This window comes from Pseudothauera lacus (genome assembly GCF_003034845.1).
Taxonomy (GTDB): domain Bacteria; phylum Pseudomonadota; class Gammaproteobacteria; order Burkholderiales; family Rhodocyclaceae; genus Pseudothauera; species Pseudothauera lacus.
The window spans coordinates 105,355-127,538 of sequence record NZ_PZKC01000009.1 but is presented as its reverse complement, the minus strand read 5'-3'; the positions used below and the strand labels follow the sequence as shown (position 1 = coordinate 127,538).

General features: G+C 69.6%; 16 protein-coding genes. 7 read left to right on the top strand and 9 right to left on the bottom strand.

What is annotated here, in order from left to right; translation table 11 throughout:
* Entirely contained in the window at positions 1-723 is a 723-nt protein-coding gene (locus C8261_RS11950) for an SIMPL domain-containing protein (protein WP_107493950.1), read from the bottom strand.
* A 106-nt stretch (positions 724-829) separates the two neighbouring features.
* Here C8261_RS11950 and C8261_RS11945 point away from each other — a divergent pair, with 106 nt between their 5' ends.
* Genes C8261_RS11945 through C8261_RS11935 form a run of 3 tightly spaced genes read left to right on the top strand, consistent with a single transcriptional unit; the run spans position 830 to position 6,253 of the window.
* Positions 830-1,909, top strand: coding sequence for a metal-dependent hydrolase (locus C8261_RS11945; protein WP_107493949.1), 1,080 nt, complete (start codon positions 830-832; stop codon positions 1,907-1,909).
* Positions 1,910-1,940: 31 nt separating this feature from the next.
* A complete protein-coding gene (locus C8261_RS11940; RefSeq protein WP_235864910.1) occupies positions 1,941-3,140 on the top strand; it encodes an efflux RND transporter periplasmic adaptor subunit in 1,200 nt (399 codons plus the stop codon).
* A complete protein-coding gene (locus C8261_RS11935; protein WP_107493948.1) occupies positions 3,137-6,253 on the top strand; it encodes an efflux RND transporter permease subunit in 3,117 nt (1,038 codons plus the stop codon). Before C8261_RS11940 ends, C8261_RS11935 begins: the two co-directional genes overlap by 4 nt.
* A 190-nt stretch (positions 6,254-6,443) precedes the next feature.
* Here the strand turns inward: C8261_RS11935 and ovoA are convergent, their stop codons facing one another.
* From ovoA to C8261_RS11920, 3 genes are all read right to left on the bottom strand, one after another.
* Positions 6,444-8,564 carry a 5-histidylcysteine sulfoxide synthase gene (ovoA, locus tag C8261_RS11930; protein WP_107493947.1) on the bottom strand — a complete coding sequence of 707 codons (2,121 nt, stop codon included), beginning with the start codon at positions 8,562-8,564 and terminating at the stop codon, positions 6,444-6,446.
* A 67-nt stretch (positions 8,565-8,631) separates the two neighbouring features.
* Positions 8,632-9,849: a multifunctional CCA addition/repair protein gene (locus C8261_RS11925; RefSeq protein ID WP_107493946.1), complete on the bottom strand. Its 1,218-nt coding sequence runs from the start codon at positions 9,847-9,849 to the stop codon at positions 8,632-8,634.
* Complete coding sequence (locus C8261_RS11920) at positions 9,849-10,805, bottom strand: complex I NDUFA9 subunit family protein (protein WP_107493945.1); 957 nt, start codon at positions 10,803-10,805, stop codon at positions 9,849-9,851. Before C8261_RS11920 ends, C8261_RS11925 begins: the two co-directional genes overlap by 1 nt.
* A gap of 250 nt (positions 10,806-11,055) precedes the next feature.
* Here C8261_RS11920 and C8261_RS11915 point away from each other — a divergent pair, with 250 nt between their 5' ends.
* Genes C8261_RS11915 through C8261_RS11905 form a run of 3 tightly spaced genes read left to right on the top strand, consistent with a single transcriptional unit; the run spans position 11,056 to position 14,683 of the window.
* Positions 11,056-12,162: an MGDG synthase family glycosyltransferase gene (locus C8261_RS11915; protein WP_107493944.1), complete on the top strand. Its 1,107-nt coding sequence runs from the start codon at positions 11,056-11,058 to the stop codon at positions 12,160-12,162.
* Positions 12,162-13,133, top strand: a complete 972-nt coding sequence (locus C8261_RS11910; protein ID WP_107493943.1) for a phosphatase domain-containing protein — start codon at positions 12,162-12,164, stop codon at positions 13,131-13,133. The genes C8261_RS11915 and C8261_RS11910 overlap by 1 nt, the downstream gene beginning before the upstream one ends.
* The gene (locus C8261_RS11905) at positions 13,130-14,683 is read left to right on the top strand and encodes a hypothetical protein (RefSeq protein ID WP_146161678.1); all 1,554 of its coding nucleotides are present in this window, start codon (positions 13,130-13,132) and stop codon (positions 14,681-14,683) included. The genes C8261_RS11910 and C8261_RS11905 overlap by 4 nt, the downstream gene beginning before the upstream one ends.
* A gap of 10 nt (positions 14,684-14,693) precedes the next feature.
* Here the strand turns inward: C8261_RS11905 and C8261_RS11900 are convergent, their stop codons facing one another.
* On the bottom strand, positions 14,694-16,622 hold the full coding sequence (locus tag C8261_RS11900; protein ID WP_107493941.1) for a lytic transglycosylase domain-containing protein: 1,929 nt from the start codon (positions 16,620-16,622) through the stop codon (positions 14,694-14,696).
* Between the two features lie 40 nt (positions 16,623-16,662).
* Between C8261_RS11900 and C8261_RS11895 the strand changes: the two genes are divergently transcribed.
* The gene (locus C8261_RS11895; RefSeq protein WP_107493940.1) at positions 16,663-17,265 is read left to right on the top strand and encodes a 5-formyltetrahydrofolate cyclo-ligase; all 603 of its coding nucleotides are present in this window, start codon (positions 16,663-16,665) and stop codon (positions 17,263-17,265) included.
* A 16-nt stretch (positions 17,266-17,281) separates the two neighbouring features.
* Here the strand turns inward: C8261_RS11895 and ilvA are convergent, their stop codons facing one another.
* The 4 genes from ilvA to ptsN form a co-directional block, all read right to left on the bottom strand.
* Positions 17,282-18,802, bottom strand: a complete 1,521-nt coding sequence (ilvA, locus tag C8261_RS11890) for a threonine ammonia-lyase, biosynthetic (protein WP_107493939.1) — start codon at positions 18,800-18,802, stop codon at positions 17,282-17,284.
* Between the two features lie 87 nt (positions 18,803-18,889).
* Positions 18,890-20,503, bottom strand: a complete 1,614-nt coding sequence (locus C8261_RS11885) for a diguanylate cyclase (RefSeq protein ID WP_107493938.1) — start codon at positions 20,501-20,503, stop codon at positions 18,890-18,892.
* 171 nt (positions 20,504-20,674) lie between these two features.
* Positions 20,675-21,613 (bottom strand): HPr(Ser) kinase/phosphatase, encoded by a 939-nt coding sequence (hprK, locus tag C8261_RS11880; RefSeq protein ID WP_107493937.1) that lies wholly within the window; start codon positions 21,611-21,613, stop codon positions 20,675-20,677.
* Positions 21,582-22,067, bottom strand: coding sequence for a PTS IIA-like nitrogen regulatory protein PtsN (gene ptsN / locus C8261_RS11875; RefSeq protein WP_107493936.1), 486 nt, complete (start codon positions 22,065-22,067; stop codon positions 21,582-21,584). The genes hprK and ptsN overlap by 32 nt, the downstream gene beginning before the upstream one ends.
* Positions 22,068-22,184 lie beyond the last annotated feature (117 nt).

Here is a 22,184-nt window from a genome sequence, read left to right as displayed (position 1 = left end):
TCAGCGCAGGTAGTACTCGAAGGTGCTGACCACGCGCAGGCGCTTGCCGATGCTGCGACCGCTGCCGCCGTAGTCGCTGCCGTCGTCGTCGCTGACGCTGATCACGCCCTGGTTGGCGCTCTTCAGGGCGCCGAGGGCGGCGCCGGCGTCGGCGGCGAAGCGCTCGGCCTGCTCGCGGGCGTTGGCCGTGGCCTCGGCGAGCAGCAGCGGCTTGACATCGTTGAAGCCGCGCAGCTGGAACTGCGGTGCGCCGCCCATGCCGTCGTCGCCGGAGAGCTGCACGCCGGCGGCGATCAGCGGGTCGACGCCCGCCGCTGCGGCGGCGACGGCATCGACACGCGCCGAGCGCACCACCACCTGGCCCTGGCCGTTGAAGCGCAGGGCGACATTGCCGGAGCCCCATTCGCGGGCATACAGGTCCTGCACCTGAAGGGCACGCACCTCCAGTTCCTCGTCGCTGAAGCCGGTCTCGCGCAGGAAGGCGACGACGCGTTCGCGGTCGGCGCTGAGGGCGCGCTGGACCTCGCCGAACTCGTTGCCGGCACGCCGGAAGCCTACCGTCCACACGGCGAAGTCGCTGACCACGTTCATCTCCGCCAGGCCCTTGACGGTCACCGAGCGGTCGGCCATGCGGAAACGTTCGATGCCCTGGCCGACCCACCAGCCGGCGAGGGCGACGGCGGCGGCGACGACGAGGGCGGGGAAGAAGAGGCTGCGGTTCATCGGTGTTGGTCCATGGCATGAGGCGACACGTGAGTGCTGATCATACCCCTGGCATGAATTCCGTGGTGCCGCTGAACGAACTTTTGACAATCTGCTCCAAGGCCCCGTGGATACCCTGACCCATGCCCTCTCCGGCGCCGTGCTCGGCCGCGTGCTGGCGCGCCCCGCCCGCCCCGGGCAGCCGCCCGTGCTGCCGGTGGCGCAGGCCGTGCTGGCCGGGGCCGCGGCGGCGGCCTTTCCCGACATCGACTTCGTGCTCGGCTACGTTTCCGAGATCGCCTATCTGCGCGGTCATCGCGGCATCACCCATTCGCTGCTGATGGCCCCGCTGTGGGCGCTGCTGCTGGCCTGGCTGATGGCGCGCCTTGCCGCCCGCAGCACCGCCGCGCCGCGCTGGCAGGGATTCTACGGTGTGGCCCTGGGCGGGGTGCTGATCCACATTGCCGGGGACTTCATCACCCAGTTCGGCACCATGATGCTGGCGCCCTTTTCCGACTGGCGCTTCGGTCTGGGGACCACCTTCATCATCGACCTGGTGCTGTCCTCCATCCTCCTCGCCGGCCTGCTTGCCAGCCTGCTGTGGCGGCGCAGCCGCGTGCCGGCGGCGCTGGCACTGGCCGGGGTGGTGGTGTGGGTGGGCGTGGGCTGGATGGGGCGCAGCGAGGCCATCGCCGCCGGCCGGGCATATGCCGCCGCACACGGCGTCGAGCTGCGGGCCATCGACGCCGCCCCGCGGCCAGCTTCGCCGTTCAACTGGACGGTGGTGGTTTTCGACGGCAGCGACTACCACTTCGCGCACCTCAACACCCGGCGCAGCGAAGTCCTCCATGTGCGCCCGGACGATCACTTCATCCGGCGCTTCTCGGCACCCTATCTGCCCCTGCATCTGGCACAGTGGCAACGCCTGCCGCGGTTCGGCAGTGAAGAGGCGGCGGTACTGGCGCAACAGGTCTGGCAGAGCGAGTCGTTTGCGTTCTTCCGCTGGTTCTCGATGTTCCCGGTGCTCGACCATGTCGAGATCGATCGCCCGGATGGGCTGCAGTGCGCCGGCTTCCGCGACCTGCGTTTCGACATTCCGCAACGCCAGCGCCAGCCTTTCCGCTATGGCCTGTGCGCCATTGGCGAGGGCGGCTGGCGGCTGTACGGGCTGTCCGCAGAGGGCAGGCGCTGGCTGCAGGCGGAGTAGAATAAGCACTTGCTGATAATCTGGATACGGAATGAACATGCGGCGGCGTCTGGTGGCGGTGGCGGTACTCGTGCTCGCGGTGGCGGGCTTCATGGTGCTCAAGGCCTCCCGCCCGGTAGCGCCGCCGGTGGAGGCGCGCGAACGCGTCTGGCGGGTCGCTGCCGAGGTGGTCACCCCGCTCAGCGCCCGCCCCACGCTGACCCTCTATGGCCGCATCGAGGCCCCCGACCAGGTGCGCGCCGCGGCCCCGGTGAGCGCCCGCGTGCTTGAACTGCGCGTGCGCGACGGCGAGCGCGTCGATGCCGGCGCAGTACTTGCCCGCCTCGATCCGCGCGATCTGCAGCCGCGCGTCGATCAGGCCCGCGCCGATCTCGAACGCGAGCGCGTGCGCCAGCAAGGCGATCTTGCCGCGGTGGTGCAGGAGCGGGCCCTGCTCGAACTGGCGGAGGCCAAGGTGGCGCGTTTCGAGCGCCTGCGCGAGGCGCGCTTCAGCGCCGAGGCGGCCTATGACCAGGCCCGTGAGGAACTCGCCCGCGTCCGCCTTACCCTGACCCAGCGCGAACAGGCCATCGCCGAACATCCGGCGCGCCTGGCGCAACTGCGCGCCAAACTCGCCGAGGCCGAGCGCGACGCCCAGCGTGGCGAACTCAGCGCACCGTTTGCGGCGCGCATTGGCCGCGTCGAGGTCGCTGCCGGCGATCAGGTGCAGGCCGGACAGACCCTGCTGACCCTGTACTCCTCCGATGCCCTCTACCTGCGCGCGCGCGTGCCGGTGGTGCATGCGGAGGAACTGCGCGCGGCGCTGGCTGCCGGCGAACGTCTGCAGGCCAGCGCCGATTTCGGCGCCAGCCCCCTTCAGGCAACACTGGAGCGCATTTCCGGCGAGGCCGATGCGCGCGGTGTGGACGTGCTGCTGCGCGTCGAGGCGCCGGCACAGGTGCCGGTGGGTGCCTTCGTCAATGCCGTGCTCGAACGTCCGGCAGCGGACGGCGTGTATGCGCTGCCGCCGACTGCCGTCCACGGCGGCGACCGCATTTACGCGGTGCGCGATGGCCGCCTTGTCAGCGTGCGTGTGCACCGCGTCGGCGAGCGCCGTGACGGCGGGTCGGTGAGCGTGCTGGTCCGTGCGGCCGGATTGAGCGCCGGGGAGACGGTAATGAGCACCCACCTGCCCAATGCCATCGACGGCCTGGCGGTGGAAGTGGTTGGTGGCGCGGTGGGCGCGCAATGAGATCCGGCACCCTGCAACTGCTGATCCGCCATCGCGTGGCGGCCAACGTGCTGATGCTGCTCGCCTTCGTTGTCGGCGTGATCGGCGTGACGCGGATGAACGTGCAGTTCTTCCCCAGCTTCGAGCTCGACATCATCAGCGTGCGGGTGGTGTGGAGCGGGGCTGCCGCCGAGGATGTCGAGGCCGGCATCACCACCCCGCTGGAGGAGCGTCTGAAGACCGTCGACGGCCTGAAGAAGCTCACCTCCACCTCTGCCCAGGGCATTGCCAGCATCACCGTCGAGCTGGTCGAAGGTACCGACCCGCTGCTTGCTCTCGACCAGGTGCGCCAGCGTGTCGACGAGTTCCGCAACCTGCCGCGCGACGCCGAGACCCCGCAGGTCAGCCGGGTGTCGCGCTACGAGCCGATCGCGCGGGTGCTGGTGCGCGGCGACAGCGTCGATGCGCTGCGCCCGTGGGTGCGTCAGTTCGAGCGCGAACTGCTCGCCGCCGGGGTCGACCGCGTCACTCTCAGCGGCCTGCCCGACGAACGCATCGCCATCGAGATTCCCTCCGCGGCGCTGGAAACGCTCGGTCTGTCGCTGGTCGAGGCCGGCGAGCGGATCGCCGGGCTGGCCCGCGACGTGCCTGCCGGGGTGGCCGGCGAGGCCGACGGAGCACGCGAGATCCGCGGCCTCGAACAGCGCCGCGACAGCGACGGTTTTGCCGTCCTTCCCCTGCTCAGCGATGCCCAGGGCCTGGTGCGGCTGGGCGAGGTCGCACACATCGTCCGCGAACCGCGCCCGGGCAGCCTGGCGCTCGCCGAGCGCGGTGACGCGGTAGTGGAGATGATCCTCCAGCGTGCCGAAACGGGCCATTCGCTGAGGGCCGCGAAGGTGCTCGAGGGCTGGCTGGAGCGCACCCGCCCGACCTTGCCGCCGAGCATCACGCTGGAGGTCTATGACACCCAGTGGGAGCTGATCCGCGACCGCATCGAGCTGCTCATCAAGAACGGCCTCTCCGGCCTGCTGCTGGTGGTCGCCGTGCTCTACCTCTTCCTGCCTGCGCGCGTGGCCTTCTGGGTGATGGTCGGCATCCCCACCGCCTTTCTCGCCACCCTCGGGCTGATGCTGGTGTTCGGCGGCAGCATCAACATGATGAGCCTGTTCGCGCTGATCATGGCGCTGGGCATCATCGTCGACGACGCCATCGTCGTCAGTGAGGATGCCGATACCCACCGCCGCATGGGTGAGGGGCCGGAACAGGCCGCGCTGGGCGGCGCGCGGCGGATGTTCTGGCCGGTGGTGGCGGCTTCGCTGACCACCATCGCCGCCTTCGTGCCGCTGATGATGGTCGGCGGGGTGATCGGCAACATCCTCGGCGACATCCCCTTCGTGATGATCATGGTGGTCAGCGCGGCGCTGCTGGAGAGCTTCCTGATCCTCCCCGCCCATCTCAAGGGGGCGCTCTCCGGCGCTGCCGCGCGTCAGACCTCGGCGCTGCGTCAGCGCCTCGACGAGGCCTTCGAGCGCTTCCGCGAGCAGCGTTTCCGCCCGCTGGTGACGCTGGCGCTGGCCTGGCGCGGCACCACGGTGGCGATCACTGCGGCGGTGATGATTCTTGCCGTCGGCCTGCTTGCCGGCGGGCGCATCGGCTTCACCTTCTTCCCCACGCCGGAAGGGCAGGTGCTGTACGCCAACGCCACCTTCGTCGCCGGCACCCCGCGCGAGCACACCGCGGCCTATCTGGCGGCGATGGAGCGTGCCCTCTACGAGGCCGAAAGCGAACTCGGTGGCGCTCTGGTGCAGACGGCGCTGACCCGCCTCGGCGGCACCCTGGGCGCCGGCGGTGGCGGCGCCAGCGGCGACCAACTCGCCTCGATGGTGGTCGAACTGGTGCCGCCGGACTTCCGCGACGTGCGCAACGAGCACTTCCTTGCCGCCTGGCGGGCCAAGCTGCCCCCCACCAGCGGCCTTGAAGGGCTCACCCTGACCGTGCGCCAGTCCGGCCCGCCGGGGCGCGACCTGACCGTGCGCCTGGCCGGCGACGACGCCGAGGCGCTGAAGGCCGCGGCGCTGGCGCTGGCCGAGACCCTGCGTGCCATTCCCGGTGTCACCGACACCGAGGATGACATGCCCTTCGGCCGCGAACAGCTCATCTACCGTCTCACCCCCGCGGGCGAGGCCCTGGGGCTGACCACCGAGTCACTCGGCGGCCAGTTGCGCGCCGCCTTCGACGGCCATCTGGCACAGCTGGTGCAGGTCGGTCGCGACGAGCTGGAAGTGCGCGTGCTGCTGCCGCGCGAGGAACGCAGCCGCCTCGACGTTTTCGAGCGCCTGGTGATCCGCGCCCCCAATGGCGAGTTCGTGCCCCTCGGCACGGTGGTGAGCTGGGAGTCGCGACGCGGCTTCGAGGCCCTGCGCCATGCCGACGGCCGTCTGGCGGTGGAAGTCAGCGGCGAGATCGATACCGCCCGCCACGACGCCAACGCCATTCGCGCCGAACTCGCGCGTGAGGTCCTGCCCGCGCTTGCCCAGCGCTACGGCGTGGCCTACAGCTTCGAGGGGCGCGCTGCCGATCAGCGCGAAACGATGGCCGACATGCAGGCCGGGCTGGTGCTCGGTCTGGCGCTGATCTACCTCGTCCTGGTGTGGTCGTTCGCGTCGTGGAGCTGGCCGCTGGTGGTCATGGCCGCCATCCCCCTGGGACTGGCGGGGGCCATCTTCGGCCACTGGGTGATGGGTATCAACCTCACCATCCTGTCGATGTTCGGTCTCTTCGCGCTCGCTGGCATCGTGGTCAACAACTCCATCATCCTGGTTACCCTGTTCAAGGAGTTGCGCCACAAGGGCGCCGCACTCGACGAGGCTCTGGTGGGCGCTTCCTGTGGCCGCCTGCGCGCCGTGCTGCTGACCTCGCTGACCACCATTGGCGGTCTCACCCCGCTGCTCTTCGAATCCTCGCTGCAGGCCCAGTTCCTCATCCCGATGGCGACCTCGATCGCCTTCGGGCTGGCCTTCTCTGCGGTGCTGGTGCTGTTCTTCATCCCCGCCCTGCTGTCGCTGCTGGAGAGCTTCAAGGGGTGGACGGCGCGCCGCCTGTCGGTCGCGGGGGTGGGGTTGCGCTTGCGGTAGGCGCTGGCTTGCCCGCGATGCGGGTCGCTGGGGGGCGCGGGTTCGTGGCGGCCGTGCGAGGTACGCGGCCGGCGCCTCATGCGTGCCGAAATCGCCGCTGCCCACACCCCGCTCCAGGCCACCCCGGACCGTTACGCGTCGACGAATCCGCCGAATCCGGGCGTGGCCCGTGTCCAGAGCCGCTGCCGTCTCAATCCCGCCGCCGCCACACGGTCAGTTCAGACAGCGTGTGCTGGAACTTGCGCCGCGTTTCGCGGATGACGAAAGGCACCTCAAGCGGACCCTCGACCAGCTCGAAGTGCGCGCCCAGCGCGTCCTTCAGGCCGTCCAGCGTGGTGTATGACTCACCGTCCTTCTTGAACCCGCCCACCCACTCTTCCCGCTTGGTGTGTTCTTCCAGCCAGGTACAGGGCGAGGCCAGCACCAGCAGTCCACCCGGGTTGAGGCGTTGATGCACCTGGCTGAGGAAGCGGCGCGGGGCGTACAGGCGGTCGATCAGGTTGACGGCGAGGATGAGGTCGTAGCCGGCGAACACCGGCTTCAGGTTGCAGGCGTCGCCCTGCCAGAAGGCCACCTTGGGAGCAACTTCGTTCAGGTCCAGCGCATCCAGCCGGCGTTCCAGGTAGAACACCAGCTCGCCTTCGTCGGGGAGGGTGTAGCGCAGCACGCCGTGCTCCTTGAGGTGCACGCCGGCGTTGATGAAGCGCGCAGAGAAGTCCACCCCTTCGACCTCGTCGAAGCGGCGCGCCAGTTCGAAGCTCGCCCGCCCGGTCGCACAACCGAGGTCGAGCGCGCGCCCGGCCCTGCCACCATGGTGGCGCTCGAAGGCGTCGATGGCGATGCGCGCCACCGCCTGCGGGAAGTTGGGCACGCCGAAGTACTCGTCGCCGTAGTGGAACTCGGCGTACTGTGCGAGCAGGGTGTCGGTCTCGTAGAGCGAGCCGGGCTGCTCCACCGGCGCGTCGCTGACGATGTAGCGGAAACCCGCGTGCTGGAAGAAGTGGCGGCGGAAGGCGTAGCGCGACAGGTGGCGCGCCTCGTTGCCGGCGGAGATCCACGCCCCGCCCTTGATCATGTTGTGGCGGTTGTCGAAGGTGGGGGTGGTGAAGTCGTCGTACAGCGGGTGCACGCGGAAGCCGTCGAAGGGGTAGGTGGGGGTCTCGCACCACTGCCAGACGTTGCCCACCACGTCGAACAGCTCGCCGTGGGCAAAGCGGGTCACCGGGCAGGACGAGGCCCAGTGGTCGAGATGCAGGTTGGCCGCGGCCGGGGCGTCGGGCGGTAGGTCGGCGAGGCCGGCGTGGTTGTACAGGCGGTGCCACTCGTCCTCGCCCGGCAGGCGCACCGGCAGGCCGCTCTGGCGTGCTTTCCAGCGGCAGAAGGCGCGCGCCTCGTGGCAGTTGGTCTCCACCGGCCAGTCCCACGGCATGGGCACTTCCTCGGCCACCAGGCGCAGCCGCCAGCCGGCGCCGTCGGGCACCCAGAAAGTGGGATGCCCGGCGCGCGCGTAGCGCCGCCAGGCGAGGCCTTCCTCGTCCCACAGGCTGTCGTCGGTGTAGCCGCCGGCGTCCACAAAGCTCAGGAACTCGGCGTTGCTGGTCAGGTACTTGGCCGCGCGGAAGGCGGGAATGTCGGCCTCGTGGCGGCCGTACTCGTTGTCCCAGCCGTACCAGGGATCGTCGAACCCGCGTCCCAGCCGCACACGCCCGGCGGGAATGTCCACCAGGGTGTTTTCCGGCGCCGCGCCGTGCTCGCGGCAGGGCGCCCAGTCGGCCTGCGGGCGGACGTAGCGCAGCGCGTGCTGGCGCATCAGCACCGAGGAGGTTTCCAGGTGGATGCGTTCGTGCTCGATGCCCATCTGCACCGCCCAGAAGGGATGGTCCCAGCCGATGGGCAGCGCCAGCGGGGTCTCGCGGATCACCCGGTCGACCATCGCGCGCACCTTGCGGCGGTAGTCCCACACGGCCTGCACCGGCGGCCAGTCGTAGTTGGCGTCGTCGAGATCGTCCCAGCTCATCTCGTCCACACCGACCGCGAACATCGATTCCAGCTTCGGGTCGATGCGCTGTTCGAGCAGGCCGGCGAGCACGAACTTGTTGGTGAAGAAGGTGGCGGTATGGCCGAGGTAGAAGATCAGCGGGTGGCGCAGGCTGATCGGCTTGCGGTAATAGGCCTCGTCTTCGGCGAGGAGGCCGAACAGCGACTCGTAGCGCTCGAAGGTGGCGTGGAAGTAGCGCAGGATCTCGGCGCGCTTCGCTTCCGGGTCGGTGCCGTCGAGGCGCGGGGTGCGGGGGAAGAGGTCGCGGGTCATGGCAGTGCGGGCGGGTCCGTAAAGGGTCATCGTGCGCCAGCACGCGCCGGGCATCAAGTGGCGCTGTTCAGCACTTGCCCGGCAGTGTCCTTAAGGCTGCCACGCGGGCGGCGTGGACCGCCGCGGCGATGCCGCTGCGGTCTGCGCACTGGCGCGCGATGGCGCCCGCATCGACGCTGCGGACGCGGTCCAGCGCGTTCAGCCAGGCCGCCGTGGCGGGGTAGTCCTGCTGTTCGTGGCCGAGGCGGCCACGGGCGTCGCAGGCGCAGGCGGCAAGCAGCTGTTCGAAGCGCTGCGGGCGGCGCAGGGCGTCGCTGCGTTCAAGGATCTTGACGATCGTTTCGGCGCGCAACTCGTCGATGCGCGGGATGATGCCGTGCTCGCGGGCGACCAGTTCGGCCAGTTCGCGACATTCCGCAGGGGCCTTGAGACGTTCCGAGACTTCACGCGCGCGCCGTGCGCTGCGCGCTTCGTGACCATAGTGGTGGGGCAGGATGCCGGCGGGGGTGTCGCCCTTGCCGAGGTCGTGCAGCAGGCAGGCCCAGCGTACCGCCAGCGGCTGGGCGCTGGCGGCAGCGATGTCGATGACGCGCAGGACGTGGTCGCCGGTATCGATCTCGGGGTGGTGGCGCGGCGGCTGGGGGACGCCGAAGAGGCGGTCGAGCTCGGGCAGCAGGCGCGCCAGCGCGCCGCACTGGCGCAGTACGCGGATCATCCGTGACGGGCGTTGTTCCATCAGTCCGCGGGCGAGCTCCTGCCAGACGCGCTCCGCGACCAGGTGATCGACCTCGCCCGCCTCGACCATCCGGCGCATCAGCGCCTGGGTTTCCTCGGCTACCGTGAAGGTCGTGAAACGGGCCGCGAAGCGGGCCACGCGGAGGATGCGCAGGGGGTCCTCGGCGAAGGCCGGGCTGACGTGGCGGAAGCGGCGCGCGGCGAGATCAGCCTGCCCGCCGTAAGGGTCGATGAGGGTGCCGTCGCGGTCGCGGGCGATGGCGTTGATGGTCAGGTCGCGGCGCAGCAGGTCTTCCTCCAGCGTCACTTCGGGTGCGGCGTGGACAACGAAGCCCTTGTAGCCGTGCCCGCTCTTGCGCTCGGTACGGGCGAGGGCGTACTCCTCGCGCGTCTCGGGATGGAGGAAGACGGGAAAGTCCTTGCCCACCGGCAGGAAGCCCTGCGCAGTGAGCTCCGCGGCGCTGGCGCCGACCACCACCCAGTCGCGGTCCTTCACCGGCAGGCCGAGCAGTTCGTCGCGGACCGCGCCGCCGACTACGTAGCAGCGCATCAGCGCGCGCGGCGGGCGTGGTCGCGGAAGGGGTAGTAGTGGCTGCGCAGGGCGGCCTGGCCAAGCCAGCCCGGCGCCACCGCTTCGAGCGCCGTGGGCTGCATGGCGAAGGGCAGTGGCGCGCCACTGGCGACGTTGTCGACGCGCATCGAGCGGACATTGTCGCGGCTCATCAGCGGCGTTGGCGCCAGCTCCATGAGGCGCGCCTGCAGCATTGCCAGACCCTCCGGCAGCGGGATGACGGGGCGCGGCTTGCCGACCAGCTCGGAGACGTATTCGACGAGCTCGCGCAGGGTGTAGGACTGCGGGCCGGCGAGCTCGAAGACCTGGCCGTGGGCGTCGCGCTCGCACAGGCAGCGCCACACCACGTCGGCGACGTCCTCAACCCATACCGGCTGGAAGCGCGTACCGGCACCGGCCAGCGGCAGCACCGGGAATACGCGGGCGAGATCGGCGAAGAGGTTGAGGAAGCTGTCGCCGCGACCGAAGATCACCGAGGGGCGCAGGATGGTCCACGCCGCCGCGGCAGTGCGGATGGCGTCTTCGCCGGCAGCCTTGGAGCGCTGGTATTCGGAGGGGGCATGGGCATCGGCGCCGAGCGCACTGATGTGCACCAGTCGAGCCACTCCGGCAAGTGTGCAGGCGGTGACGAGCGCCTTGGGGAGGTCGACATGGGCGCGCTGGAAGTCCGCTCCCCACGGCGAGCCAGGGCGCGAATGGAGGACGCCGACGAGGTTGACCACGGCGTCGGCGCCGTCCACCAGGGTGCCGAGGGCGCCGCGGTCGAAGACGTCCATCTCCACCACCTCGACGGTGGGCAGCAGCAGCAGGTGGCCGCTGCGGCTGCGCCGCCGTGTCGGCACCACCACGCGCACGCCGGCGGCGCTGAGACGGTTGGCGATGGCGCTGCCGACGAAGCCGGACCCGCCTACAAGGACAACGCGCTGGGGATTCATCTGGACTCCGTGACGATCGCTGGTGAGTTAATGGGTGATTATCGCAAATCGCGCCCGCCGGTGGCTGTACATCGATGCGGGGGCGTCGCCGTGTGGCGTGCGCAGCGTTACCTGTCCCGGGGCATTGCCGGCGCCGGGAACCGGCAATGTGGGGCGGTATGACGTATATGCATGACATTGACACTGCCGGGAGCGGCTGACAGACTTCCTGCCTTGTCGCTTCCCTTTCCTTCCTGCGGTGATCTGCAGCATGCGTGTTCTCGTTCTCAGCGTCTCCGCCGGTGCCGGCCATGTGCGTGCGGCCCACGCCCTCTGCGCGCAGGCGCCGCTGGCGGGGGTTTCGGCGACCCACATCGACGTCCTCGATCTCGTGCCGGCGGGCTTCCGCAAGGTCTATGGCAGCGGCTACATCAGGCTGATCGAGAAGGCACCGCAGTTGTGGGCCTATCTCTACGACCGTACCGACCATCCGCGCACCGAGTCGTGGTTCGATGCCCTGCGCCGTCATGTCGAGCGCCTCAACACCCGCAAGCTCGACGGCGAGATCGCCGCGGCCGCACCGGATGCCATCGTTTGCACGCATTTTCTCCCCGCCGAGCTGCTCTCGCGGCGGATTGCCGCCGGGCTGCCAACGCCGCCAGTGTGGGTGGTGGTGACCGATTTCGACGTTCATGGCCTGTGGATCCATCCCCATCTCGCCGGCTATTGCGTGGCCACCGAGGAGGTCGCGGCGCGCCTCGCCGCGCGTGGGGTGCCGGCGGCGCGCATCCACGTCACCGGCATTCCGGTGATGCCCTGTTTCGGCACGCCGCCCGCGCGCAGTGTTGCCGCGGCGGAACTGGGTATCGACGGCGCACGCACGACGGTGCTGATGATGGCCGGAGGGGCCGGCGTCGGCGGCATGGAGCGCCTGGTCGAGGTCATCGCGGGGCGCTTTCCGGCGCTGCAGCTCATTGCTCTCGCGGGCCGCAACGACGAGCTGCTGGCACGCCTCGGCAGACTCGCCGCGCGCTATCCCGGGCAGATCCTGCCGCTGGGCTTCACCACCACCATCGAACGCGTCATGGCGGCAGCCGATCTGGCCATTACCAAGCCAGGCGGGCTGACGACTTCGGAATGTCTGGCGATGCAGCTGCCGATGATCGTGGTGTCGCCGATTCCGGGTCAGGAAGAGCGCAATGCCGACATGCTGCTGGAGTCCGGTTGCGCGCTGAAGGCGGTCGATGAAGCCGCACTGGCCTACAAGCTCGGACGTCTGATCGAGCAGCCCGGACGCCTGGCGGCGATGCGCGAGTGCCAGCGCGCCGTGGCGCGTCCGCAGGCCGCCGCGGACGTTCTCGCCGCGCTGGGGGCGTGATGAAGCGCTGGTTGGCGCCCGCCCTGCTGGCCGTGGCGGCCGCCGCAGTGTTGCCGCTGTCTGCCGGCGAGGGCGACCGCATCGTCCTCTATCCGGCGTATGGCGATGGCGACACCTGCATCGTCGAGGGGCGCGTGATCGCCACGCGCGAGTACGCCGAGGTCGGCGACGACGACGGCCGGCTGCGCAACCTGCGCCGCAACCTCGGCTGGCTGATCAACGATGAGCGCAAGGGCGTGGCCGTCGAAGTGGAGCTTGGCGGGCACCGCCTGCAGACGCGGAGTGACCGTGAAGGCTACTTCCGCGTCGATGCGCGGCTGGCGCTGCTGCCGGGCTGGCATGAAGTGCGTGCGCGCAGCGCCGCGGGTGAAGGCGCCGGTACGCTGCTGGTGGTGTCGCGCGAGAACGCCCTGGGGCTGATCTCCGACGTCGACGACACCATCCTGGTCTCCGAGGTCACCCGCAAGGCCCGCCTGCTCGCCAACAGCCTGCTCGCCAACGCTGCCCAGCGCGAGGCGGTGGCGGGGATGGCGGTGCTGTACGCGCAGACCCTGGCGACCAATGCCGATCCGTCCAGCGCGCCGCTGTTCTACCTGTCGGCGTCGCCGCGCCAGCTCCACGAGCCGATCAGCGATTTCGTCGCGCGCAACGGCTTTCCTGCCGGGGTGCTGATCACCAAGCGGGTCACCAATGACCGCAGCAGCGAGCCCCTGTTCGACCAGTTCGCATACAAGATCCGCCACATCGAGGACATCCTCGCGCGCCTGCCCTGGGTCCGCTTCATCCTCGTCGGTGACGACGGCGAGCGCGATCCGGAGGTCTATGAGTGGTTGCAGCGCCACTACCCCGAGCGCATCGCCGCAGTGTGGATCCGTCGCGTCTCTCCGGGTGCCGACGACATGCCCTTGCATGATGCCCAGCAGGATCTTGCCGCCTTGCTCGGCGGCGTGGACATGGAGCCGGCGCCGTGACACCTGCCGCTGCTGCGATTTCCGTTTACAGTCCGTCGGGACGGGTGTCCTCGCGTGTGCTGGGGCAGTTGGCGATCGTCGGTATCCCCGGGGTGGCGCTCTGTGGGGGCCTCTACGCGCTGTGCCTGCATTACAGCCCTGCCGCCGTGGTTGCGGTGCTGGGGCTGATCTTCTGCAGTGTCTTCACCGGTGTGGTGTGCTGGCTGACCGTGTGGCGAGGACATGTACGCTCGCCGCGTTTTGCATTCTGGGCCGGGCTGGCGCTTGCAGCCTTCGGTCTGTGGGTGCACTGGTGTGTCTTTGCCTATCTGGAGTTCCAGCATGGCAAGGCGCTGGCCTTGCATCTTGTGCGCTCGGGGCCGCATGGCTGGTGGGTGTTTTTCGATGCGCTGGCGGAGGTTGCCGTGCAGGCCAGCCCACAGCGCTTCATGGCCGGGTGGCTGCCTGCGGTGTGGGCCGTGGAAGCCTTCCTCCTGCTGTCCATCCCTGCCTCCCTGAGCCGGCTTGCGGCCACCGAGCCGTACAGCGAGACGGCGCACCGCTGGGCGGAGAAGACGTGCACCGGTGAGTTGTGGTGGGCTGGCGGCTTGTCCGCGATGCTTGGCACGCGCCTCGCCGAGGAGGGGGTCGGGTTTCTGCTCTCCCATCCGCGGGCCGTCGAGCATGGCGCGCCGGCGGCATCGTGCTGGTGGACGATCCTGCTCGAATGTTCGGCGGTCGAGGAGGATCCGGACGCACGTTGGGTCAGCGTCTTCGTTCTCACCCACCAGCGCCGCGACAACGGCAGGATCGCCACCGAGCGCACCGCAGTGCTCGCCGACTGGTGCGTGAGTGCGGAGGACTACGCGCGGCTGAGCGCCCATCTCGGTGCTCCGGCCCCGTCGGCCGATGCGGAGCCGTCCGCCGGGGGCGAGGAGGAGGGCGAGTTCGCCACCGCGCTGGCCGACTTCGAGAACGATGCCTTCGAAAGCGCCTTGCTGCGCGTGGAAGGCCTGCTGGCCAGCGACAACGCTGCAATGCAGGCCGATGCGTGGCGTCTCAGCGCCCTGTGCCTGTCACGCACGGGGCAGTGGAGCCGCGCGTACGACGCCTACCGGGTGCTCTTTGAGCGCCACCCTGATGCGCACACTGCCCTGCAGCTGGCAACCACCGCGGTGATGTGCGGGGAGGTGGCACGCGGGGAGCAGTGGTTCGTCACGGCGGAGGCGCTCAATCGTGCTGAGAACGCCGTGCCCTGGGCGGACATGCTGATCAGCATCCTTTCCGCCTTTGCCAGCACGGCGCAGTGGCGGGCCGGATTGCCTTACCTGGTGAAACTGCGCCAGCTCTATGAGTGCAGCCAGAGTACCGACGACACCTTCCTGTTCATGCAGCGGCTGCCATTCCTGCAGTCGTTCTTCGACAAGAGCCTGCCGTTCGTGCGTGCGGCGATGGGCGAGGACGAGGTTGTGGCGTGGTATGCGGCCATGCGGGGCCATCTCGACGATGGCGGCAGGCAGCAGCTCGACGCCTGGCTCAACGGCCTGCGCGCCGGCTGTCGGCCGCAGTGAGCGCTGGGCCTCAGCTGCCGCCGTCGGTGCGCGGCGCGATGGTGCCCAGGCGGGTCTTCAGCGACTGCGGGCGGCCGTCGAGCAGGGCGGCGTAGATCACTGTGTTGGCCATCACCTTCTTGACGTAGTCGCGGGTTTCGTCGAAGGGGATGGTCTCGGTGTAGATCGCCCCCTCCAGCGGGCGTTCGTCGCGCCAGCGCCACGCGCGGCCGGGGCCGGCGTTGTAGCCGGCGGAAGCCAGTACCGGGTGGTTGTCGAGGTCGTCGAGGATGATGCGCATGTAGCTGGTGCCGAGCAGGACATTGGTGTCGGGGTCGGTGAGCATGCGCTGGCTGTAGTTGGGCAGGCCGATCTTGCGGGCCACCCACTGGCCGGTGGCAGGCATCACCTGCATCAGGCCCTGGGCGCCGGCGCTGGAGCGTGCGGGGGCGATGAAGCGGCTCTCCTGGCGCATCAGCCCGTACACCCAGCTCATTTCCAGCCCCTGGCGCTGCACCTGCGGCTCGATGACCTGGCGGTAGGGCGTGATGAAGCGCAGTTCGAAGTGGTCGCGGTTGCTGGCCAGTTCGGCGGTGTTGATCGCGCGGTCGTAGATGTCGTGGCGCAGGGCGAGCTCGGCGGCGGCGACGAGGAAGGCTTCATCGCGCCCGCGCAGTGCCCAGTTCCACTCGCGCTGGGCGTCGAAGCGCATGTCGAGGCGGTAGAGGGCGAGCGCGCGGCGCAGCGCCGGGTCGTTGTCGGCGCCCCCGCGCGGGGTCTGGCCGGCACCCTGGCGTGGCGGCAGGGTGAACAGGCGGCCGAGTTCCTCGCCGGCAAGCATGCCGTAGAAGTGATGCTCGCCGGCGATGCGCTCATAGAGTTCATTGGCGAGAGCGCCATTGCCCTGGGCCTGGTGGGCGCGGCCGAGCCAGTAGATCCACTCCGCGGAGTCGCGCTCCGTGGCGGGCAGGGCCTCGATGCCCAGGCGCACACGCCCCCAGTCGCCGTGGCGGAGCGCGGCGCGGATGCGCCAGGCGCGCTGCTCGGCGCTGAGCGGGATGGTGCCGGCGGCGTCGAACCAGTCGAGGGCCTGGCGGGATTGCCGGTAGGCGGCACGCAGGGCGAGTGCGGCATGGGCGTAGGCGATCTGGTCGGCATCGAGTTGGGCGCGCAGACGCATCAGGTTGACGTAGGCCGCCTCGGGGTTTTCGCGCGCCAGCCGGGCTAGCGCCACCAGTACCAGTTCGCGTCCTTCGCGGCGCGCGGTGAGGCCCGCAGGCAGGCGGTCGAGAAAGGGGCCGGGGTTGTCGAGGGCGCGGTTGAAGCTGGCCAGCGCCGGCGCCTCGCTGGCCGGCAGCCATTGCAGGGTGGTGCGCGCAGGGGCGGGGTCGCGCAGTTCGACCTGGCGGCGGATACGCCACCATACCTGCTCGCTGCTTACCGCGCCGCTGCGCGCCAGGGCCTGCAGGACGGGGTTGCAGGTGGCGTGGTTGCCGACCTCTTCGGTCCACAGGGCTGCGGTTTCCGCGCTGACGGTGGCGTCTCCGGTGCGCAGGCGGGCATGCCAGGCATGGCAGCGCAGTTCGGCGTCGGGGCGCTCCAGCGCGGCGTAGAGGCGCAGGTAGGCGGGCCACTGCTCGTCCTTCGCCAGCCGACGCAGCCAGTCGCCGCGCAGGCGCTCGGCGAGCAGGGTGCCGGGGTGGAGGCGGAGGAAGGCTTCGAGCTCCGCCACCGGTGGTGGGTCGGGACGGGCGAGCTTGTTGAACAGCAGCCAGTAATGCACGTAGGCATCAAGCTCATGCGGTTCGCGCTGGCTGGCCAGACGTTCCAGGGTGGCGCGGTCGCCGGTGCGCAGCGCCTCGCGGGCAGCGAGGATGCGCGCGTCGCCGCTCTGCGCCTGTGCCGGCCCGCCGAGCAATACGCTGCAGGCGAGCACGAACCCCCACACCCAGTTGCCCATCGCTTACCATCCTCCCCGAGAAGCCGCGCAAGTTACCACAATGAAATCCATCGCCGCGCCTGTTACATCTGACCCCGCCGCAGCCCGCCGCACTCTGCGTGCGACGGCCATCGCCGCCCGTGAAGCCCTGCCCGAAGAGACGCGGGAGGTGCTCACCGGGCGCCTTGTCGCACACCTGGAGCGCCTCTTCGACGACCTCCGGCCGGCTTGCGTGGCCTTCTGCTGGCCGTGGCGCGGTGAGGCCGACCTGCGCGCCTGGCTGGCGGCCTGGCTGGATGCGGCGGCGGAGCGCAGCGCGGCGCTCCCCGCGGTACTGGACAAGAATGCGCCGCTGACGTTCCGTGGCTGGCGGCCGGGCATGGAGCTGGCCGTGGATTGCCACGGCATCCCCTATCCGGCGCAGGGGCCGGCGGTGCGTCCGGACGTCGTGCTGGTGCCCCTGAATGCCTTTGATGGCGAGGGCTACCGTCTGGGCTACGGCGGGGGATATTTCGACCGCACGCTGGCAGTGCTCGACACCGTGGCGGTGGGCGTGGGCTTCGAGTGCGGGCGCACCGGGACGGTGTTTCCGCAGCCTCATGACCGTCCGATGGACTGGTTGGTCACCGAGGCCGGCGTGTTCGCGCCGCGGGCGGCGCGGTGAGCGCCGCGCTGCGGCTTCAGCCGAGGAAGAGGCGGTAGGCGGGGTTGGCGCTTTCGTCCACGTAGGCGTAGCCGAGGCGGTCGAGGAAGTCCTGGAAGGCGCCGCGGTCGCCCGGCGGTACCTGCATGCCGACCAGCACGCGGCCGAAGTCGGAACCATGGTTGCGGTAGTGGAAGAGGCTGATGTTCCAGTCCGAATGCAGGTTGGAGAGGAAGTTCATCAGCGCGCCGGGACGCTCTGGGAAGGTGAAGCGGTAGATCAGTTCGTTGTCCACCTGCGGCGCGCGCCCACCCACCATGTAGCGCACATGGGTCTTGGCCATCTCGTCGTCGGTCAGGTCCACTGCCGGCAGTTCGTGGCGCGCCAGCAGTTCCACCAGGCGGCCGACATCGGCGCGGTTGTGCACGGTGACGCCGACGAAGATGTGGGCGCGCGTGGCGTCGGCGTAGCGGTAGTTGAACTCGGTGATGTTGCGGCTGCCGAGCACGCCGATGAACTTGCGGAAGGAGCCGGGTTTTTCCGGGATGGTCACCGCCAGCACGGCTTCGCGCTGTTCGCCGAGTTCGGCGCGCTCGGCGACGAAGCGCAGGCGGTCGAAGTTCATGTTGGCGCCGGAGGCCACCGCCACCAGGCTCTTGTCGCGCAGCTTGTGGCGCTTGGCGTATTCCTTGGCGCCGGCCACGGCGAGCGCGCCGGCCGGCTCGAGGATGGAGCGGGTGTCCTCGAAGACGTCCTTGATCGCCGCGCAGATGGCGTCGTTGTCCACCAGGATCATCTCATCGACGTACTGCTGGCAGAGGCGGAAGGTCTCGCTGCCGACCTCCTTCACCGCGGCGCCGTCGGCGAACAGGCCGACCTGATCGAGCACCACGCGCTTGCCGGCGGCCAGAGAGCGCGTCATGGCGTCGGCGTCCACCGCCTCGACCCCGATGATGCGGGTCTCCGGGCGCAGGCGCTTGACGTAGGCCGCCACCCCGGCGATCAGGCCGCCGCCGCCCACGCAACAGAAGATGGCGTGGATGGGCTTGGGGTGGGCGCGCAGGATCTCCATGCCGATGGTGCCCTGGCCGGCGATTACGTCGGGGTCGTCGAAGGGGTGGACGAAGGTCAGCTTCTCCGCCTTCTCCAGTTCCAGCGCGTGGGTATAGGCGTCGGAATAGGAGTCGCCGGCCAGCACCACCTCGCCGCCGCGCGCCTTGACCGCGTCGATCTTGATCTGCGGCGTGGAGGTGGGCATGACGATCACCGCGCGTACGCCGAGCTTCTGCGCGGAGAGCGCGACGCCCTGGGCGTGGTTGCCCGCCGAGGCGCAGATCACCCCGCGCTTGAGGGCCTGCGGCGAGAGCTGGGCCATCTTGTTGTAGGCGCCGCGCAGCTTGAAGCTGAACACCGGCTGCATGTCCTCGCGCTTGAAGTAGATGCGGTTGTGCAGGCGCGCGGACAGATTGCTGGCGAGGTCGAGCGGGGTTTCGACGGCAACGTCATAGACCTGGGCGTTGAGCACGCGTTCCAGGTAGTCCGGGGGGGCTTGGGTCATGATGGGGGGCGGGCAGAGGGCGCGAAAGGGATCGAGCGTAGCAGCCCATGCCGCACTGCGGCAAGGCTGGCGCGGCGCGGGTGGCGTTCAGCCGGGGCTGCTTTCCACCCGGTTGCGTCCCAGGCGTTTGGCGTTGAGCAGGGCGGCGTCGGCGAACTCGGTGAGTGCGGCGGCGCTGTCGACGGCCGGGAAGGCGCTCATCCCGGCACTGAAGGTGGCGTGCAGGGCGCCGCCGGGATGGGTGTGCGGCAGTGCGGCAAAGTCTGCGCGGATGCGGTCGATGACGGTGTGGGTCAGCGTCAGGTCGGCATCCGCGAGGGCGATGAGAAACTCCTCGCCGCCGTAGCGGCCGATGAGGTCGGTGTCGCGCAGCCGGGCCTTGAGCAGCCAGGCGAGGCCGCGGATGACCTGGTCGCCGACAGGGTGGCCGTAGGTGTCGTTGATGGCCTTGAAGTGGTCGATGTCGAGCATGGTGACGGTGAAGCGGGCGCCGGGGGCGGCGGCTTCGACCATCGCCTTCAGGCGGGCCTTGACGGTGGAGTGGTTGAGCAGTCCGGTGAGACCGTCCACCTGGCTGGAGCGCTGCATCTCGCGGAAGCGGGCAATCTGGGTCTTCACCACCGCGGGCAGCAACACCGGGTTGAAAGGCTTGATGAGGAACTGGTCGCCGCCCAGGCGCAGAGCCTCGACCTGCATGCCGACGTCGGATTCACCCGACAGGTAGATGATCGGCAGCGACTGGTAGGCCGACATCTGGCGCAGCACCCGGGTGGCCTCCACGCCGGTGAAGCGCGGCATGTACATGTCCATCAGGATGAGGTCGGGGCGGTAGTCGTGGAGCGCTTCGAGCAGGGTGCCGGGGTCGCCGATGCTCTCGCTGTCGATGCCGTGCTCGGCAAGGGTGCGGCGGATCAGCGTGGCGGCGACCCGCGAGTCCTCCACCACCAGCACGCGGTAGCGTTCCTGTTCGTGGGTCTGGACGAGGTCGAGGAGGCGGTTGACCACCGTCGATGGCGGCTCCGCGACAGGTACGGCGACGTCCACGCCGGCACGCATCAGCGCGACGATGGGTTCGATGCGCGCGTTGACGCCGAGATAGAAGAGCTGGCTGGCCGGGCAGGCCTGGCGGTAACGACCGATGAGGGCCAGCTCGATGTCGGTGGCGTCGGCCCCTGCGGGCACGAACAGCACCGCCAGCGGCTCGTCGAGGGAGGCCGGTGGTGAAGCCCAGTTGCTGCGGATGACCTCGAAGCCGAAGAAGCGCAGCTGGCGCTCGAGGCCGTCGGTGAGTTCCTCGCGACCGATGGCCGACACCAGACCGACCACGCGCGGCTTGACCCAGTCGATGTCTGCTGCCGGCGGTGGCGGTTCGGCGCGCCGCTCGATGCCGGGAGCGGGGCGCGTGGTGGTGCCCACGGCACCGATCAGGGTGTCGAGCTGGCGCTGCAGGGCGGCGACGTCGGAAGCAGGCAGGGGATGGCAGTGGCGCTCGCCGATGTGGGTGAGCACCGCGTTCTCCAGCCCTTCGCAGAGACGCACCAGACCGGGCAGGCGCAGGCGGCTGAAGTGCTCGGCGAGGCTGTTGACGGCGACAACGAACTCGATGAACTGCTCGTGGCAGCCGCCGGCCAGATATTGCTCCCAGCGTGTGCGCAGGATGTGCAGGCGATCTTCGAAGAAGTGCTGGGGGAGCTTGTTCATCGGGCGAGCGCCGCCGGCAGGTCCTGCGCGGGAGGCGCAAGGGCGGCGGAGGGGGTGTGCGGCTCGGTGTTCGTGGAGCGCACCGGGAGGATTGGGGCGGGCAAAGCTGCGGTTGGTCTCGTTTGTGCCGCCGTCATGATACGGCGTTTTCCCCCCTGCGGGGGGCGGCTTTCAGCTTGTTTCAGCGCTGGCGAGGGCGCGCGCCTGGCGGTCGATGAAGTCCTGGGTGGAGTCCACGCCGCGCAGCTGCAGGATGGTCGAGCGCACCGCGGCCTCGAGCAGCACGGCGAGGTTGCGCCCGGCGGCCACCGGCAGGATGACGCGCGGTACCTGCACGCCGAGCACGTCCTGCATCTCCTGGGCCATCGGCAGGCGCGAGGGGTCGTCCTCGCCGGGCTGACGGCGTTCGAGGTGGCAGACCAGACGCAGGCGCATCTTCCGCCGGCAGGCGGTCTCGCCGAAGATGGTGCGGATGTTGAGCAGGCCGAGGCCGCGGACCTCGATGTAGTCCTGCAGCAGTTCCGGGCAGCGCCCTTCCAGTACCGTGGGGGCGATGCGCGAGAACTCGACGATGTCGTCGGCGACCAGGCCGTGGCCGCGTGAGATCAGTTCCAGCGCCAGCTCGGACTTGCCGGCGCCGGAGGTGCCGGTGATGAACACGCCGAGGCCGAGCACGTCCATGAAGACGCCGTGGAGGGAGATCTTTTCGGCGAGCTGACGGGAGAGGTAGAGGCGCAACTGGTCCACCACGCCGGCGGAAGGCTGGGTGGTGGTGAACAGCGCAACGCCGAAGTTTTCGCACAGCCCGCGCAGCAGGTTGGGGGTCTCGCAGCCGTCGGCAACGATGATCGCGGGCGGGCGGGCGGCAAGGATCTCGTTGAGATGGTGGGCAATCTTCTCGCGCGACTGACGGCGTGCCCAGGCCAGTTCTGCGGCGCCGAGGATCTGCAGGCGCTGCGGATGGATGAGGTTGAGGTGGCCGACCAGATCGGCTGGCCAGATGCGCTCCTCGCTGACCCGGATGACGGCTTCCAGGCGGCCGCAGACATGCGTCAGCGCCAGGCGCCGATGCAAGGCCTCATGCAGTTGCGCTACGCTCGTCTGCCGCATGCGGGCCCCAGTTGGCGAACAGGGCGTGAATGGAAGCGGCGTCGGGCGCCTGGTGGAGGGTGTCGCGGAAGTTGCGGTCGCTGAACATCTGCGCCAGCTCGGAGAGCAGTTGCAGGTGGGTCTCGTTGGCCTGTTCGGGGACCAGCAGCACGAACAGCATGTCCACCGGACGGTTGTCGGGAGCGTCGAACTGTACCGGGGTGGCGAGGCGGAAGAAGGCACCGGTGGCTTCGGCAAGGCCCTTGATGCGCCCGTGGGGGATGGCGATGCCTTGCCCCAGGCCGGTGGAACCGAGCCGCTCGCGCGAGAACAGGCTGTCGAAGACCACGCTGCGGGCAATGTTCTGCTGGTTTTCGAACAGCAGGCCGGCCTGTTCGAAGACGCGCTTCTTGCTGCTGGCGTCGAGGTCGATGACGACGTTGGCGGGGGGAAGGAGTTGGGCGATCAGGCTCATGCGGTCATGCCACGCACGGCGCCCGCCTGGGGGCCGTGCGGGGAAGGTTCGGTCGGGTGCCGGGAGGCAATGGGCTGACGGAAAACGCGCGCATTATACCCGCACCCTAAACCGAAA